The organism is Isoptericola sp. NPDC056618 (genome assembly GCF_042792715.1).
In the GTDB taxonomy this organism is placed as follows: domain Bacteria; phylum Actinomycetota; class Actinomycetes; order Actinomycetales; family Cellulomonadaceae; genus Isoptericola; species Isoptericola nanjingensis.
In genome coordinates this window covers 98,862-114,585 of the sequence record NZ_JBHTVZ010000011.1, presented here as the reverse complement: position 1 = coordinate 114,585, position 15,724 = coordinate 98,862, and the positions used below count along the sequence as shown (strand labels likewise).

At 73.5% G+C, this 15,724-nt stretch carries 15 protein-coding genes; 11 read left to right on the top strand and 4 right to left on the bottom strand.

Going from position 1 to position 15,724, the window contains the following annotated elements; all coding sequences use genetic code 11:
• Positions 1–21 precede the first annotated feature (21 nt).
• From ACFQ8T_RS14255 to clpX, 4 genes are all read left to right on the top strand, one after another.
• Positions 22–612 (top strand): TetR/AcrR family transcriptional regulator, encoded by a 591-nt coding sequence (locus ACFQ8T_RS14255; RefSeq protein WP_430547171.1) that lies wholly within the window; start codon positions 22–24, stop codon positions 610–612.
• 136 nt (positions 613–748) lie between these two features.
• Entirely contained in the window at positions 749–1,369 is a 621-nt protein-coding gene (locus ACFQ8T_RS14250; protein WP_430547200.1) for an ATP-dependent Clp protease proteolytic subunit, read from the top strand.
• Between the two features lie 82 nt (positions 1,370–1,451).
• Entirely contained in the window at positions 1,452–2,150 is a 699-nt protein-coding gene (locus ACFQ8T_RS14245; protein ID WP_430547199.1) for an ATP-dependent Clp protease proteolytic subunit, read from the top strand.
• Positions 2,151–2,306: 156 nt separating this feature from the next.
• Complete coding sequence (clpX, locus tag ACFQ8T_RS14240; protein ID WP_429728324.1) at positions 2,307–3,581, top strand: ATP-dependent Clp protease ATP-binding subunit ClpX; 1,275 nt, start codon at positions 2,307–2,309, stop codon at positions 3,579–3,581.
• Between the two features lie 31 nt (positions 3,582–3,612).
• On the opposite strand, the gene ACFQ8T_RS14235 is transcribed toward clpX, so the two are convergent.
• Entirely contained in the window at positions 3,613–5,406 is a 1,794-nt protein-coding gene (locus tag ACFQ8T_RS14235; protein WP_430547170.1) for an AMP-dependent synthetase/ligase, read from the bottom strand.
• Between the two features lie 156 nt (positions 5,407–5,562).
• Between ACFQ8T_RS14235 and ACFQ8T_RS14230 the strand changes: the two genes are divergently transcribed.
• A complete protein-coding gene (locus ACFQ8T_RS14230) occupies positions 5,563–5,952 on the top strand; it encodes a chorismate mutase (protein WP_430547169.1) in 390 nt (129 codons plus the stop codon).
• Positions 5,953–6,084: 132 nt separating this feature from the next.
• Positions 6,085–7,335: a hypothetical protein gene (locus ACFQ8T_RS14225; RefSeq protein WP_430547168.1), complete on the top strand. Its 1,251-nt coding sequence runs from the start codon at positions 6,085–6,087 to the stop codon at positions 7,333–7,335.
• Between the two features lie 31 nt (positions 7,336–7,366).
• On the opposite strand, the gene valS is transcribed toward ACFQ8T_RS14225, so the two are convergent.
• A complete protein-coding gene (gene valS / locus ACFQ8T_RS14220; protein ID WP_430547167.1) occupies positions 7,367–10,153 on the bottom strand; it encodes a valine--tRNA ligase in 2,787 nt (928 codons plus the stop codon).
• 103 nt (positions 10,154–10,256) lie between these two features.
• Here valS and ACFQ8T_RS14215 point away from each other — a divergent pair, with 103 nt between their 5' ends.
• The 4 genes from ACFQ8T_RS14215 to ACFQ8T_RS14200 all read left to right on the top strand — a co-directional run bounded on the left by ACFQ8T_RS14215 (position 10,257) and on the right by ACFQ8T_RS14200 (position 13,623).
• Complete coding sequence (locus ACFQ8T_RS14215; RefSeq protein ID WP_430547166.1) at positions 10,257–11,219, top strand: GNAT family N-acetyltransferase; 963 nt, start codon at positions 10,257–10,259, stop codon at positions 11,217–11,219.
• A 68-nt stretch (positions 11,220–11,287) separates the two neighbouring features.
• Positions 11,288–12,298 (top strand): TIGR03557 family F420-dependent LLM class oxidoreductase, encoded by a 1,011-nt coding sequence (locus ACFQ8T_RS14210; protein ID WP_430547165.1) that lies wholly within the window; start codon positions 11,288–11,290, stop codon positions 12,296–12,298.
• Positions 12,295–13,110 (top strand): coenzyme F420-0:L-glutamate ligase, encoded by an 816-nt coding sequence (gene cofE / locus ACFQ8T_RS14205; protein ID WP_430547164.1) that lies wholly within the window; start codon positions 12,295–12,297, stop codon positions 13,108–13,110. Before ACFQ8T_RS14210 ends, cofE begins: the two co-directional genes overlap by 4 nt.
• Before the next feature lie 108 nt (positions 13,111–13,218).
• Entirely contained in the window at positions 13,219–13,623 is a 405-nt protein-coding gene (locus tag ACFQ8T_RS14200; RefSeq protein WP_430547163.1) for a hypothetical protein, read from the top strand.
• 29 nt (positions 13,624–13,652) lie between these two features.
• On the opposite strand, the gene ACFQ8T_RS14195 is transcribed toward ACFQ8T_RS14200, so the two are convergent.
• Positions 13,653–14,018: a VOC family protein gene (locus ACFQ8T_RS14195; protein ID WP_430547162.1), complete on the bottom strand. Its 366-nt coding sequence runs from the start codon at positions 14,016–14,018 to the stop codon at positions 13,653–13,655.
• A gap of 178 nt (positions 14,019–14,196) precedes the next feature.
• Here ACFQ8T_RS14195 and ACFQ8T_RS14190 point away from each other — a divergent pair, with 178 nt between their 5' ends.
• Positions 14,197–15,081 carry an SGNH/GDSL hydrolase family protein gene (locus tag ACFQ8T_RS14190; RefSeq protein ID WP_430547161.1) on the top strand — a complete coding sequence of 295 codons (885 nt, stop codon included), beginning with the start codon at positions 14,197–14,199 and terminating at the stop codon, positions 15,079–15,081.
• Here ACFQ8T_RS14190 and ACFQ8T_RS14185 read toward each other — a convergent pair.
• Positions 15,075–15,542 (bottom strand): YbaK/EbsC family protein, encoded by a 468-nt coding sequence (locus ACFQ8T_RS14185; RefSeq protein ID WP_430547198.1) that lies wholly within the window; start codon positions 15,540–15,542, stop codon positions 15,075–15,077. The genes ACFQ8T_RS14190 and ACFQ8T_RS14185 overlap by 7 nt on opposite strands.
• Positions 15,543–15,724: the final 182 nt, after the last annotated feature.

The window sequence follows — 15,724 nt, the reverse complement described above, 5'->3', positions numbered from 1 at the left end:
CAGATCTGTATAGTTGGTCGCATGACCGAGCAGATCGCGCCGTCGGCGCCCCTCACCCCGGCGGCGCGCCGGATCCTCGAGGCCGCGTCGCGCCTGTTCTACGCGCGCGGCCTGCACGCCGTCGGCGTCGACACGATCGCCGCGGAGGCGGGCGTCACCAAGAAGACGCTCTACGACCGCTTCGGCTCGAAGGAGGCGCTCGAGGTGGCGTACCTGCGCGCCCGCGACGCCCGGTGGGAGGAGCTCCTGGGCCGGAGCCTCGCGGCGCACCCGGCCGCCGGCGTCGACCGGGTCCTGGCACTCTTCGACGCCGTCGAGGAGTGGTCGGCGGCCGAGGGCGGGCGCGGGTGCGCCGCGATCAACGCCCGCGCCGAGGTGGACGACCCCGGGCACCCGGTGGCCGTCGAGGTCGCCCGGCAGAAGTCGTGGGTCCGGGACGGCCTCGAGGCCGAGTGCCGCGCCGCCGGGCTCGCCCGCCCCGGCGAGCTCGCGGACGAGCTCATGGTGCTCTACGACGGCGCGCTGGCGGCGTCGGGGACGGGTGTGCCCGGAGGGCCCTTCCGGGCGGCGCGTCGCGCCGCCGGCGCCCTGTGCGCGGCGCACGCGGCGTGAGCCGCGGCCGCCTGCGGAGTCGTCGTGTGCGCCAGCAGCGAAAAGCCCCTCCGCCGGGACGTTTCGCGCGGTGGCCGCACGTTAGGGTCGATCGACGGCGATGACGAAGGAGACGGACGTGAACGACTTGCTGCGGATGGACGGTGCGACGCCGGTGGCGCGCGCCGATGGCCCGGGCCTCGGCCTCAACGACTCCATCTACAACCGGCTCCTCAAGGAGCGCATCATCTGGCTGGGCTCGGAGGTGCGCGACGAGAACGCGAACGCCATCTGCGCCCAGATGATGCTGCTGGCCGCGGAGGACCCGGACAAGGACATCTGGCTGTACATCAACAGCCCCGGCGGCTCCATCACGGCCGGCATGGCGATCTACGACACCATGCAGTACATCAAGCCTGACGTCGCGACCATCGCGATGGGCATGGCCGCGTCGATGGGGCAGTTCCTGCTCTCCTCGGGCGCGAAGGGCAAGCGGTACATCACCCCGCACGCCCGCGTGCTGATGCACCAGCCGTCCGGCGGCGTCGGCGGCACCGCGACCGACGTGCGGATCGGCGCGCAGCTGATCATGCACATGAAGAAGGTGCTCTCCGAGCTGACGGCCGAGCAGACCGGGCAGTCGCTGGAGACGATCCTCAAGGACAACGACCGCGACAAGTGGTTCACCGCGGACGAGGCGCTCGAGTACGGCTTCGTCGACCACGTGGTCACCAACGCCGCCTCGGTCTCGGGCGGTGGCGGCGCGTCGGGCTCCTGACGCCGACCACCCGCCCCCGGAACCCACTGACTTCCCACCCGAGGAGAACACCGTGAGCTACTCAGACGAGTACCAGTTCGCAATGCGGGCCCAGAACCTGGCGGGCGCCGCGGCGCGTCCCGGCGGCGTCGCGCTCCCGTACGGGTCCAGCACCGACGCGCCGTCCGCGCGCTACGTGCTGCCCCAGTTCGAGGAGCGCACCGCGTACGGCTTCAAGCGCCAGGACCCGTACACCAAGCTGTTCGAGGACCGCATCATCTTCATGGGCGTCCAGGTCGACGACGCGTCGGCGGACGACATCATGGCGCAGCTGCTGGTCCTCGAGAGCCAGGACCCCGACCGCGACATCATGATCTACATCAACTCGCCCGGTGGGTCGTTCACGGCCATGACGGCGCTGTACGACACGATGCAGTTCATCAAGCCGCAGATCCAGACGGTGTGCCTCGGCCAGGCGGCGTCCGCCGCGGCCGTGCTGCTCGCCGCCGGCCAGCCGGGCAAGCGGCTCGCGCTGCCGAACGCCCGCGTGCTGATCCACCAGCCCGCGATGGAGGGCGGCGGCTACGCCCAGGCGTCCGACATCGAGATCCACGCCAACGAGCTCATCCGCATGCGCGAGTGGCTCGAGTCGACGCTGGCGGCGCACACGGGCAAGACCGAGGAGCAGGTGCGCGAGGACATCGAGCGCGACAAGATCCTCACTGCCGCGCAGGCGAAGGACTACGGCCTGGTCGACCAGGTGCTCGAGAGCCGCAAGCCTGCCGCTCTCGCGCCGCGCTGACCTGCACGTTCACGGGGCTCGCGACCTCCCCAGGGGGATGGCGCGGGCCCCGTGACACGACGCACCGGGCTACTCGGCTGACAACGACGCCCCCGTGGTGTGGAATGGACGCAGGACCAGCACTCAGGACGTGCACTCACGAGATGGAGGCTCCCGGTGGCTCGGATCGGTGACGGCGCAGACCTGCTGAAGTGCTCGTTCTGCGGGAAGTCGCAGAAGCAGGTCAAGAAGCTCATCGCCGGCCCCGGCGTGTACATCTGCGACGAGTGCATCGACCTGTGCAACGAGATCATCGAGGAGGAGCTCGGCGAGGCGGCGGAGCTGGGGCTCACCGAGCTGCCGAAGCCGCGCGAGATCTTCGACTTCCTCGAGCAGTACGTCATCGGGCAGGAGCCGGCCAAGCGGGCGCTGGCCGTGGCGGTCTACAACCACTACAAGCGGGTCCAGGCGGGCGAGGCCCAGCGCGACGGCGACGACGCCGTCGAGATCGCGAAGTCCAACATCCTGCTCATCGGGCCCACCGGCACCGGCAAGACCTACCTGGCGCAGACGCTGGCGAAGATGCTCAACGTGCCGTTCGCCATCGCGGACGCCACGGCCCTCACGGAGGCCGGGTACGTGGGCGAGGACGTCGAGAACATCCTCCTCAAGCTCATCCAGGCCGCGGACTACGACGTCAAGAAGGCCGAGACGGGCATCATCTACATCGACGAGGTCGACAAGGTGGCCCGCAAGGCGGAGAACCCGTCGATCACGCGCGACGTCTCGGGCGAGGGCGTGCAGCAGGCGCTCCTGAAGATCATCGAGGGCACGACGGCGTCGGTGCCCCCGCAGGGCGGGCGCAAGCACCCGCACCAGGAGTTCATCCAGATCGACACCACGAACGTGCTGTTCATCGTGGCGGGCGCGTTCGCCGGGCTCGACGACATCGTGGCCTCCCGCGCCCGCAAGCGCGGCATCGGCTTCAGCGCCCCCATGGAGACGGTCGCCGACGACGACCTGTTCGCCGAGGTGCGGCCCGAGGACCTGCAGAAGTACGGCCTCATCCCCGAGTTCATCGGGCGGCTGCCCGTCATCGCGTCCGTGTCCCCGCTGGACCGCGACGCACTGGTGCGGATCCTCACCGAGCCGCGCAACGCGCTCGTCAAGCAGTTCCAGCGGATGTTCGAGATCGACGGCGTCGAGCTCGAGTTCGAGCAGGACGCGGTCGAGGCGATCGCCGAGCAGGCGCTGCTGCGGGGCACCGGGGCGCGCGGCCTGCGCGCCATCATGGAGGAGGTCCTCCAGCAGGTGATGTTCGACGTGCCGAGCCGGGACGACGTCGAGCGGGTGGTCGTGAGCCGCGAGGTCGTGCTGGAGAACGTCAACCCGACGCTGGTGCCACGCACGTCGCCCGTGCGCCGTCGCACCCCCCGCGAGAAGAGCGCCTGACCCCGACCGGGCCGCTAGGCCACGACCGGGACTACCGGGAGTAGAGCGCGTCGACCTCGTCCGCGAAGTCGCGCAGCACGAGGTCGCGCTTCACCTTCAACGACGGCGTCAGGTACTCGTTCGCCTCGGTGAAATCGCCCTCGAGCACCCGGAACTTGCGGATCGACTCCGCCCGGGAGACGGCCGTGTTCGCCTCCTCCACCGCGGCGTCGAGCGCGGCCAGCACCCGAGGATCGGTCCGCGCGGCGCCCACCGACATCGGCGGGATGCCCTGCGTCGCCAGCCAGCCGGGCAGCATCTCGGCGTCCAGCGTGACGAGCGCGCCGATGAAGGGGCGCTTGTCGCCCACGACGACGACCTGCGACACCAGCGGGTGCGCCCGCACCCGGTCCTCCAGCGGCGCCGGGGCGACGTTCTTGCCGCCCGCGGTGACGATGATCTCCTTGGTGCGGCCGGTGATGCGCAGGTGGCCGTGGTCCAGCGCGCCCAGGTCGCCGGTGCGGAACCAGCCGTCCACCAGCGCGTCGGCGGTGAGGTCGGGGCGGCCCCGGTAGCCGCGGAAGAGGTGCGGGCCCGCCACGAAGACGGCGCCGTCGTCGTCGATCCGCACCGAGGTGCCGGGGAAGGGCGGGCCGACCGTGCCGATGCGCAGGTCGGAGGGCAGGTTCACGGCCGTCGGGGCCGTCGTCTCGGTGAGCCCGTAGCCCTCGAGCACGGTGAGCCCCGCGCCGCGGAAGAAGTGGCCGAGCCGGTCGCCGAGCGGCGCGCCGCCCGAGATCGCGTACCGCAAGTCGCCGCCCATCGCCGCGCGCAGCTGCGACAGCACCAGCCGGTCGGCCAGCGCGTGCCGGGCCCGCAGCGGCGCCGGGACGCGTCCGGCGTCGAGCGCGCGCGAGTACTGGCCCGACACGCGCGCGGCCCAGCCGAAGACCCGCCGCTTGGTGCGCGAGCCGGCCCGCTGCTCGGCGGAGTTGTAGACCTTCTCGAACACGCGGGGGACGGCGAGCAGGAACGTGGGCCGGAACGTCCTGAGGTCGTCGGTGAGCGTCCTGACGTCGGGCAGGTGGCCGAGCACGGAGCCGCTGGCGATCACCGCGACCTGGATCAGCCGCGCGAACACGTGCGCCAGCGGCAGGAAGAGCACGGTGCGCGCACCGTCCGCCTCCAGGAGCTCCGGCAGGGCGAGGCGGGCGTTCATGGCGAGGTGCGCGAAGTTGCCGTGCGTGAGCTCGGCGCCCTTGGGGCGTCCCGTGGAGCCGGAGGTGTAGACGATCGTGGCGAGGTCGTCACGGCGCACGGCGTCGCGGCGGTCCGCGACGTCCCGCGCGGGGACGGACGCCCCGGCCTCGCGCAGCGCGTCGACCGCACCGGTCGCGATGACGAGGACCTCCTCGAGGTCGGGCAGCTCGTCGTCCACCTGGTGCACGGCGTCCGCGTGCGCGGGAGTCTCCACCACGACGAGGCGCGCTCCGGAGTCCTCGAGGATCCAGCGCACCTGGTCGGGGGAGGAGGTCTCGTACACCGGCACGACGACGGCGCCGGCCGCCCAGACGGCGAAGTCGAGCAGCGTCCACTCGTAGCGGGTGCGCGACATGATCGCGACGCGGTCGCCGGGCTCGATGCCGCGCGCGACGAGGCCGCGCGCCACGGTGGTGACGTCGGCCTGGAACTCGGCGGCGGACACCGGCACCCAGGAACCGCCCGACGCGGCGCGCCGCTCGAGGAGGGTGCGGTCGCCGGCCCGGGCGACCCGGTCCGCCAGCAGCGTGCTGATGCTCGTGCCCTCGGGCACGTCCACGAGGCTCGGCGTCGTCGCGACCGTCATCTGCTCTCTCTCCGTGCGTGGGGGCGGCATGCGCTGTGCGGCATGCGGGGCGGCGTCGTGCCGCTCGGCGGGCCGGCGGGTGCCCGACCGGTCTCCGGTCGGCGTGCGGGCCGACGTGGGACCTTACACGCTCGGCGCGCCTCGTAGGATCGGGTCATGCCCGACACCCCTCACGACGTCCCCCAGGCTCCCGGCCCGCGCCCCGCGACGGACGGCATGCCCCAGGAGATCCTGGACCTGCGCGCCAGCATCGACAACATCGACGCCGCGCTCGTGCACCTGCTGGCCGAGCGCTTCAAGATGACGCGGCGCGTGGGCGAGCTCAAGGCCGTGGGCGGGCTGCCGCCCGCCGACCCGTCGCGCGACCGCCAGCAGGTCGACCGCCTCAAGGGCCTCGCGGAGGGCGCCGGGCTGGACCCGGATTTCACGGAGCAGTTCCGCAACTTCATCGTCTCCGAGGTGATCCGCCACCACGAGCGCATCGCCGAGGAGCACGCCGCCGGGCGGCGCAAGGGCGAGCTGCCGCCGCTGGACACCTACGCTTGAAGAGGTGAGATCTGACCTGGTCCGGTCCGGGTCCGCGGGAGCCCGGCCGCTGCGCCTGACGGGGTGGCGTCCGTCGCGTTTCCGTCGCAGGCTGGGTGCTTAGCCCGACGACGGACACCTGGGGGACCACGGATGAAGATCGACTGGCTCAAGCCCCTCGTCGGACGCCCCGGACCGTTCGCGACCGTCTACCTGGACGCGACGCCCTCGGCCGAGGCGGGCGACAGGGACGTCGCGAACCGGTGGCGGGCGGTGCGACGTTCCTTGGAACGGCAGGGCGCGCCCGCGAGCGTGCTGGACGCGCTCGAGGCCGCCGTCCTGCGACCCACACGGACGGCGGGCGCCCATGGCCGGGTGCTCATCGCCTCCGACGCCGGGGTCGCGGTGGACCGCGTGCTGCGCAACCCGCCCGCGGTCGCGACCGGCGCGTGGCTGCCCGTGCCGGTGCTGCTGCAGGCGGCGCAGGCGGCGGACGAGGCGGTCGACGCCCTGTGCGTCGCCGTCGACCGGAGCGGTGCGGACTTCTGGCCGTGCGACGCGGGCGGTCGGCCCGGCGGGGCGCGGGAGACGTTCGAGGGCCCGAACGACGAGGTCAGCAAGACCTCCAGCACCGGGACGAAGCGCGCCATCATCGAGTCGCGTGCCGAGGACTCCTGGAAGCGCAACGCGGCGGCCGTGGCGGCCGAGATCGACCGGCGCGTGACGGAGGGGAACCCGGAGGTGGTGCTGCTCACCGGCGACGTGCGCGCGGTGAACCTGGTGCGGGCCGAGCTCGGGCAGGAGGCCTCCCGACGGACGGTGGAGGTCGCGGGCGGTGGGCGCGGGCCGGGTGTCCGCGCGGACACGTTCGAGGCCGGCGTCGAGGACGCCCTCGACTCCTACCGGGAGCGCCGGCGCGAGGTGGTCCTGGCGGAGTACCGCCAGGACCAGGGGCGCGAGGAGGGGGCCGTGTCGTCGATCGACGACGTCGTCGCCGTCCTGGCGCGCGGCCAGGTCAAGGCCCTGGTGCTCGCCGAGCAGATCGCGCTCGACTCGACGTCCGCCCTGGCGGCCTCCGCCGGCGGGGCCGGGGGAGCGGGCGGCGCCGACGGCCTGCTCGGGGGACGCACGCTGTGGATCGGGCCGGACCCGATGCACATCGCGACGTCCCGGGCGGACCTGACGGACCTCGGCGTCTCGGACGGCCTCGAGGAGCTGCCGGCGACGTCGGCCCTGCTGCGCGCGGCGATCGGCCAGGACGCCGCGCTGACGTTCGCGCCCGAGGGCTCCGTGGAGCTCATGGACGGCGTCGGCGCGACCCTGCGGTGGCACGACGACGGGACGCCGAAGGAGGTCGCCGCCACCATGAGCGGCGACGGCGACCGCTTCACCACGCCGAGGTAGTACGGCACATCTCGTACTACCTCGGCGTAGGTCAGGCCTTCGGCTTGCGGGCCGGGGGCTCGCCCAGCTCGGACGCGGTGACGACGATGCCGCCCTGCACGTCCGGGTTGCCCTGCCCCGCGGCCGTCTCGACGACGTCGAGGTCGCCCGTGGCGCGGCCGGCGCCGCGCACGTCGTCGAGGGCCGACCGGACGCCGTCGAGCAGCGTGGCCGGGACGGCCATGGTGGCGCTGAGGATCGGCGTGCGCATGGAGACCTTGGCCTCCGACTTGATCTTGCGCAGCGCCGCGAGCGCGTGCCCGGCGGCCGTGAGCTGCACGGGGTCGGCGTCGCCGGCCGCCGCGCGCAGCGGCGCGGACGCCGGCCAGGCGGCGTGGTGCACCGAGCCGGCACGCCACCACGACCAGACCTCCTCCGTGGCGAACGGCAGGAACGGGGCCAGCAGGCGCAGCAGCGTGTCGACGGCGAGCGCGAGGGCCGTGCGTGCCGACACCGTCTCGGCCGTCACCTCGGTGGCCGCGGCGCCCGCGCCGTACGCGCGGTCCTTGACCAGCTCGAGGTAGTCGTCGCAGAAGGTCCAGAAGTACGTCTCCGTGGCCTCGAGCGCGCGCGTGTGGTCGTACGCCTCGAACGCGGCGGTGGCCTGCTCGACGACGTCCGCCAGCCCGGCGAGCATCGCGCGGTCCAGGGGGACGGTGACGCGGGACGGGTCCAGCACGATCTCGCCGGCGCCGGTCTCGGGGTCGACGCCGAAGGTCAGCGCGAACTTCGAGGCGTTGAGCACCTTGATCGCGAGGCGGCGGCCGATCTTCATCTGGCCGACCTCGAACGCGGCGTCGGTGCCGAGGCGTGCGGCCGCGGCCCAGTAGCGGACGGCGTCCGCGCCGTGCTCCTCCAGGAGCGCCATCGGCGTGACGACGTTGCCCTTGGACTTGGACATCTTCTTGCGGTCCGGGTCGAGGATCCAGCCGCTGATCGCCGCGTGCTTCCACGGCAGCACCCCGCACTCCAGGTGCGAGCGCACCACCGAGGAGAAGAGCCAGGTGCGGATGATGTCCTGGCCCTGCGGCCGCAGGTCCATCGGGTACACGCGGGAGAAGAGGTCGGCGTCGCGCTCCCAGCCGGACACGATGAGCGGCGACAGGGACGACGTCGCCCAGGTGTCCATGACGTCGGCGTCGCCGACGAAGCCGCCCGCCGCCCCGCGCTGCGACTCGTCGTAACCGGCCGGGGCCTGCGACGTCGGGTCGACGGGCAGCTCCGCCTCCGTCGGCACGATCGGGTGGTCGTGGTCGACGTCGCCGTTCGCGTCCACGGGGTACCAGAGCGGCACCGCCACGCCGAAGAAGCGCTGGCGCGAGATGAGCCAGTCGCCGTTGAGCCCGTTCACCCAGTTCTCGTAGCGCACGCGCATGAAGTCGGGGTGGAAGTCGAGCTCCTTGCCGCGGGCCAGCAGCTCCGCCTTGAGGTCGCGCTTCTCCCAGTCGCGCCCGCCGTTGCGGATGTACCACTGGCGGGAGGTGACGATCTCGAGGGGCTTGTCGCCCTTCTCGTAGAAGTTCGTCATGCGCTGGGTGGCGCTGGGCTCGCCGTCGAGGTCGCCGCTGGCGCGCAGCGCGTCGACGACGGCCTTGCGGGCGCTGAACGTCGTCCTGCCGGCGAGCTCCTCGGCGTACAGGGCCTCGCCGGGGCCTCCCGCGACCCACTCGGGCGTCTCGCGGGAGAGGCGGCCGTCGCGCTGGATGACCGAGCGCGTGGCGAGCTGCAGCTCGCGCCACCACTGCACGTCGGTGAGGTCGCCGAAGGTGCAGCACATGGCGATGCCGGCGCCCTTGTCCATCGCGGCGGCCGGGTGCGCGAGCACCGGCACCTCGACGCCGAACAGGGGCGAGGTCACGGTGGTGCCGAACAGGCCCTGGTACCGCTCGTCGTCGGGGTGGGCGATGAGCGCCACCACGGCCGGGATGAGCTCCGGGCGCGTGGTCTCGATGTACAGCGGGCTGCCGTCGGGACGGTGGAACGCGACCCGGTGGTAGAACCCGGGGTACTCGCGCGCCTCGAGCTCGGCCTGCGCGACGGCGGTCTGGAACGTCACGTCCCACAGGCCCGGCGCCTCGGCCTGGTACGCCTCGCCGCGGGCGAGGTTGCGCAGGAAGGCGCGCTGCGACGCGGCCCGGGAGGTGGCGTCGATCGTCTGGTAGTTCTGGGCCCAGTCCACGGACAGCCCGAGGCGGCGCCACAGCTCCTCGAACTGGCGCTCGTCGTCGGCGGTGAGCCGCTCGCACAGCTCGATGAAGTTGCGGCGGCTGACCGGCACCTGGTCGCCGGGCTTGACGTTCTTGCCGTCGGTGCCCTGGTGCGGGGGCTCGAACCCCTCGACGTACGGCAGCGACGGGTCGCAGCGCACGCCGTAGTAGTTCTGCACGCGGCGCTCGGTGGGCAGGCCGTTGTCGTCCCAGCCCATCGGGTAGAAGACCTTCTTGCCGCGCATCCGCTGGAAGCGGGCGACCGTGTCCGTGTGCGTGTAGCTGAACACGTGGCCCACGTGCAGCGAGCCGGAGACCGTGGGCGGCGGGGTGTCGATCGAGTAGACCTGCTCGCGCGTGGCGGTGCGGTCGAAGGCGTACGTGCCCTCGGCCGACCAGCGCTCGTCGAAGCGCTGCTCCAGGCCCTCCAGGCTGACCTTGTCCGGTACCTCCCGGACCACCGCGCGCACGACGTCGCCGGCTACCTGAGCAACGGAGTTGCCGGCGGGCGGGGTCGCTGCGGGGGTCTGCGCGGGCGCGGTCGGCGCCTCGGAGGTCGGGAAGTCGCTCATGGTCGCTCATTCTCCCAGATCCGAGCGGCCTGCTGGCCACGGCCGTCTCGATCGGCGGACGGCGCCGGAGCGTCGGCCGAATCCTCTGACTAGAGTCAGAGGTATGGCGGGATCGACGGGCGGGGCGACGGCGGGGACCGGCGGGCAGGTCGAGCGGCAGGTCGACGTCGTGCGGCGGTTCAACCGCAGCTACACGCAGCGCGTCGGCGCGCTCGAGGACTCGTTCCTGGGCACCGGGATGCCGCTGGGCACCGCCCGCCTCCTGTTCGAGATCGGCACCGAGCCGGGCACGACCCGGGACCTGCGCGCCCGGCTCGGCCTGGACTCCGGCTACCTCAGCCGCCTGCTCCGCCGCCTGGAGTCCGACGGGCTCGTCGCCGTCGTCCCCGACGCCGACGACCGGCGGCGGCGCCGCGTCGACCTCACCGCCGCGGGCCGGCGTGCCTGGGACGACCTGGAGCGCCGGTCGGTGGACCGGGCCCGCGACCTCGTCGCGCCGCTCACCGCCCGGCAGCGTGCCCGCCTCGCCGCCGCCCTGGCGGAGGCCGACCTGCTGGTGCGGGCCGCGACGGTGACGCTCGAGCGCGTGGACCCGGCGTCCGACCTCGCCCGGCGGGCCGTCGCGGCCTACGTGGCCGAGCTCGACGAGCGGTTCCCCGGCGGGTTCGACCCCGGCCCTCGGCCCGCGGCGGGAGAGCCGGACGCCGAGGACGCGCGCCTCGCGCCGCCGTCGGGCGCGTTCGTCGTCGCGACGAGCGACGGCGAGCCCGTCGCGTGCGGCGGCGTGCGGACGCTGTCGGACGGCGACGGCGGCGCGGCCGGGGGCGTGGGGGAGATCAAGCGGATGTGGGTGCACCCCGGCTGGCGGGGCGCCGGGCTCGGCTCCCGGCTGCTGCGGCACCTCGAGGGCGTCAGCCGTGACCTCGGCCACCGGGAGGTACGGCTCGACACGAACGGGACGCTCACCGAGGCGGTCGCGATGTACGAGCGGGCCGGGTACCGGCGCATCGCCCGGTACAACGACAACCCGTACGCCGAGCACTTCTTCGCCAAGCGGCTGGGCTGAGCGGCTGGGCTGAGCGGCTGGGCCCGGTACCACGTACCTGGTCGTCGGCCGGGGATAGGGTCGGAACCATGGCTGCGAACCCCGACCTGACCATCGGCTATGCCGCGATGCTCGAGCAGTTCCACCCCACCGACGTCGTCGAGTACTCGGCCTACGCGGAGGAGCACGGCTTCTCCGGCGTCATGGCCGCCGACCACTTCCAGCCGTGGGTGCCGCAGCAGGGCGAGGCGGCCTTCGTGTGGAACGTGCTGACGGCGCTCGGCGAGCGCACCCGCGGCGACCTGGGCCCCGGCGTCACCGCGCCGACCTTCCGCTGGCACCCCGCGATGGTCGCGCAGGCGTCGGCCACGCTCGCCGCGATGTACCCCGGCCGGCACTGGCTCGGCCTGGGGTCCGGCGAGGCGCTCAACGAGCACGTGGTGGCCGGCTACTGGCCCGAGGCCCCCGAGCGGATCAACCGCATGTTCGAGGCCATCGACATCATCAAGAAGCTCTTCGCCTCCGGCATCGACGGCAAGGACGTCAAGCACTCCGGGCAGTACTACAAGATGGAGTCCACGCGGCTGTGGACCATGCCCGAGGTGCCGCCGGAGATCCTCGTCGCCACCGCCGGCCCGATCACGGCCAAGCGCGCCGGCAAGCACGCCGACGGACTCATCACCGTCGGGGCGCCGCTGGAGAAGATCGAGATGCTGTTCGGCAAGTTCGACGACGGCGTGCGCGAGTCCGGTCGTGACCCGCAGGGGATGCCCAAGGTGCTGCAGGTGCACATGTCGTGGGCCGCGACCGACGAGGAGGCGCTCGCGAACGCGATGACCGAGTGGCCCAACGGCGGCATGAAGTTCCCCAAGGCCGACATCCGCTCGCCGCACGACTTCGCGCAGATGGCCAAGCTGGTGCGCCCGGAGGACTTCGAGGGCCGCATGGTCATCAGCGCCGACCCGGACGAGCACCGCGCCGCCATCCAGAAGTACGTCGACCTCGGCTTCGACCGGATCTACCTGCACAACGTGGGGCGCAACCAGAAGGAGTGGATCGAGGTCTTCGGCCGCGAGGTGCTCCCGAAGCTGGCGCGGTGAGCGCTCGGCTCACCGTCTGGGCGCCCGGCGGGTTCCCGGAGGTGCGGCCCGGCGACGACCTGGCGCGGCTGGTGGGCGACGCCCTGGCCGCCGACGGTGCAGCGTCGGGGGACCCGGTCGCCGAGGGTGACGTCGTCGTCGTGACCTCCAAGATCGTCTCGAAGGCCGAGGGGCGGGTGGTGCGCGCCGCCGACCGCGAGCAGGCGATCACCGACGAGACCGTGCGCGTGGTCGCGACCCGCGCGCGGCCCGACGGACAGCCGCCCCTGCGCATCGTCGAGAACCGGCTGGGCCTGGTGATGGCCGCCGCCGGCGTCGACGCCTCCAACACCCCCGACGGCACGGTGCTGCTGCTGCCCGAGGACCCGGACGCCTCGGCGCGCGCGCTGCGGGCCGCCCTGCGCGCGCGGCTCGGGCTGGACCGGCTCGGCGTCGTCGTCACCGACACCGCCGGGAGGACGTGGCGGGACGGGCTCACCGACATCGCGATCGGCGCCGCCGGGGTCGACGTCGTCGACGACCTGCGCGGCGGGATCGACGCGCACGGGCGCCCGCTGTCGGTCACCGTGACCGCCGTCGCCGACGAGGTCGCCGCCGCGTCCGAGCTGGTGCGCGGCAAGGCCGAGGGCCGGCCCGTCGCGGTGGTGCGCGGTCTCGCGCGGCACGTCCGCGCGGGGGAGGGCCCGGAGGCCGACGGTCCCGGTGCCCGCTCGCTGGTGCGCCCCAGCGCCGACGACCTGTTCCGGGAGGGCAGCGCCGAGGCCTACGCGCGCGGGCTCGCCGACGGGGCCCGCACCGACCCCGCGAGGTAGTACGGGGCCCCGCGAGGTAGTACGCAACCCCGCGAGGTAGTACCGGACCCGTGAGGTGGGCCGGGATTCCGCTCGCCCGGGGACGTCGGTGTCGCCTACGGTGCCGACATGCCTGCGCCCGAGACCTCCCTGCCCGCGGACTGGATCGAGCACCGCCGCCCCGACGACCGTGAGGCGCTGGGCTGGCTGCGCCCCGAGGGTGACGGCTGGGTGGCGGTGTCGCTGCTCGGCCGCGACGTGAGCGGGCCGCTCGACTGGACCGACGCGGAGGAGGCCCTCGAGTCGACCGGGCTGTCGTGGATGGCCGACGTCTGGACGCTCGAGCGCGACGGCGGCGAGCCGCTGCGCGTGAAGCTCGTCGAGGTCACGCCTGCCCACGTGGTCGTGCAGACCGACGACTTCGGCGCGATCGACGTCGCCGTCGAGCGCTTCGAGCTGCCGTGGCCGGCCCCGGCGGCGCTGCGCCCCCGCCGCGAGGGCGACCCCGACGGGCGGGTGCTCTTCGCCCGCTGAGGCGCTCCGGGAGGCCGGCCCATGGCGGCTCAGCCGGCGTCGGTCGTGCCCTCGTAGAGGCCGATCCGGTTGCCGTCCGGGTCCTCCAGCACGGCCCACCAGCTGGTGGGGCTGATCTCGGACTTCTCCATGAGCACCGTGCCGCCCAGGTCACGCGCCCGGGCGAGCGCCTCGTCGATGGAGTCGACCTCGACGTAGCTGCGCGGCTGGTCGAACCCGTCGCCGCGCGGCGCCAGCCCGCCCCCGCTGATCTGGTTGGGCGCCCGCCACATGGGGTAGTCCTCGAACCCGGGCGGGGCTTCGATCTGCCAGCCGAACAGGCCGGAGTAGAAGCCCTTGGCGCGCTCCTTGTCCGTCACCGGGATGTCGATGTGCGTGATGTCGCCGTGAGCCATCGTCGTGCTCCTCGCTCGTCGTGCGGTGTGTCACCACGCTAGCCGCGGGCCGGCGCCCGGCAGGGCGGGTGCCGGGGCAAGGATCCTCGGCGCGCCGCCTGGTAGACGCCGTCGCACGTCGTGATACTCGGTCTCGGCGTTCACCGTCGAACGCCTGCGGACACACAAGGGAGTTGTCATGCACCTCGCACGTCGCGCTCGCCGTACCGCCCTCGCCGCGGCCTCCGCCGCCGTCGGCATCGTCGCCACGGCCGGCCTCGTCGCCACCGCCGCGCCCGCCGGGGCGGCGCAGGACCCGCTACGGTACGTCGCCCTCGGCGACTCGTACTCCGCCGGGTCGGGCATCCTGCCGCCTGATCCCGACGCCCCGCTCGCCTGCCTGCGCACGACCCTGAACTACCCGCACTTCGTCGCGGACCGGCTGGGCGCGGACCTCGTCGACGTCACCTGCGGCGCCGCGCGGACAGCGGACCTCACCGAGCGCCAGTACCCCCGCGTCGCGCCGCAGCTCGACGCCGTCACCGAGGACGCCGACCTGGTCACGCTCACCATCGGCGGCAACGACAACAGCACGTTCATCGGCGCGCTGCTGGCCTGCGGCTCCGCCGGCGCCGTCACGGGCGGGCGCGGCAACCCGTGCGAGCGCACCTACGGCGACCGGTTCACGAGCCAGGTCGAGGAGTCCACGTACCCGGCCGTCCGGAAGGCGCTCGAGGACATCATGGCCCGGGCCCCGCACGCCGAGGTCGCGATCCTCGGCTACCCGTGGATCGTGCCCGAGGAGAAGGGGTGCTTCGCGAAGCTTCCCGTCGCGGCCGGCGACGTGCCCTACCTGCGCGACCTGCAGGCCACGCTCAACGGCGTCATCGAGCGGGCCGCCGACGAGACGGGGGCGACGTTCGTCGACCTCGCGGAGCGCAGCGAGGGCCGCGACGCCTGCGCCCCGGCGGGGGAGCGCTGGGTGGAGCCGCTGCTGTTCGGCACGAACGTGGTGCCGGTGCACCCGAACGCGCGCGGCGAGAGCGCGATGGCGGACGCGGCCCTGGACGCCCTGGGCTACTGACCGTCCGGGGCGGCCGGGGACCCCTCCGCAGGCGGCACGACCGGTGTCGGCGTGCCGCCCGTGATCCGCACCAGCTCGTCGTAGGACGTGGGGAACACGGTCTTCGCGTGCCCCGCCGCGGCCCACACGACGTCGTGGACGCGCAGGTCGACGTCGACCAGCGTGCGCACCGGCGCAGGATGGCCCACGGGCGCGACGCCGCCGATCACCTGCCCGGTGGCGTCGCGCACCGTCTCCTTGCTCGCGCGCGCCAGGCGGCCGCCGAGCCGGGCACCGAGGAACGCGGTGTCGACGCGGTGCGCACCGCTGGTCATGACGAGCACGGGCTCGTCGTCGAGCGTGAAGAGCAGCGAGTTCGCGATCGCGCCGACCGGGACGCCGAGCGCCTCGGCGGCGAGCGTCGCCGTGGTGGCGTGGTCGTCGAGCCAGCGGATCTCGCCGCGGGCCCCGGCCGCGTCCAGCGAGGCGCGGACGCGGTCGACGGCGGGGTGGGACGGCGCGGCGTCCGGACCCGCCGCGACGGCGGTGACCGTGGTCGTCGTGGTCGTCCCGGCCGGCACGGCCGGGCCGGCCGCGTCGGGGCGCTCGTCGTCGGGCGTGACGTCGTCCCCGGAGAGCCAGCGGAGCCACACGGTGCGCGAGT